Source organism: Saccharopolyspora thermophila, from assembly GCF_014646075.1.
GTDB classification, from domain to species: Bacteria; Actinomycetota; Actinomycetes; order Mycobacteriales; family Pseudonocardiaceae; genus Saccharopolyspora; species Saccharopolyspora thermophila.
The window spans coordinates 1-653 of record NZ_BMMT01000054.1 but is presented as its reverse complement, the minus strand read 5'-3'; the positions used below and the strand labels follow the sequence as shown (position 1 = coordinate 653).

The following is a 653-nucleotide window of genomic DNA, read 5'->3' as shown; positions in this document are numbered from 1 at the left end:
GGTGTTGGGGTCTTCGTCGGTGGGGTCGGATGTTATATCGGCGGAGACGTTTGCTGATGATGAGGGTGCGGAGCGGGCGTTTCTGGGGGAGTTTTTCCCGAATTTGTCGGGGGTGAATCGTCCGGTTGGTGCTGGGGATGTGGCTGGCCGGGAGTCGAACTGTGCTCCGTCGTCGATTCAGGCGCTGAATGCGGATGCATTTCCTGGTCGGGTGGGTGAGTTCAGGGCTGGGCCGAGTGGGGTGGTGCATCGTGATGATGTCCCGCTGTCTGGTTTGCCGCCGATGGTCAGGCAGGAGAATGGTTATGATGGTGTGATTGCTTTTGCTAAGGCCCGGGATGGGGATGGCCCGTGTGGTTTGGTGTTCGCCTGGTTCGGGTCTGATCGTGGGGGGCATTACTTTACCGTGCACAAGCGCGGTGATTCGGTGGTGTTTGTTGATGCCCAGCGGAATCGGTTGCAGGTGCTGGGGAATCCGGTGGAGGTGTGGTTCTCGCCGTATACGGGGGGCACGGAGCTTTTCCCGGTGTATACGCCGGTGGGGTCGCGGGGTGCGGTGGCGCAGGCCGGGCCGGCTCGTGGGGAGTTTTCCGGTGGGCAGCGGGTGGCAGCGCAAGGGGCTGCCGCATACGACTCAACCGGATGGGGAGGCG

The 653-nt window shown here is 62.6% G+C and carries 1 protein-coding gene; it reads left to right on the top strand.

Going from position 1 to position 653, the window contains the following annotated elements; genetic code table 11:
- Positions 1-19: 19 nt before the first annotated feature.
- The coding region (locus IEY17_RS25715; protein ID WP_229680606.1) for a toxin glutamine deamidase domain-containing protein at positions 20-653 on the top strand (634 nt) is incomplete at its 3' end.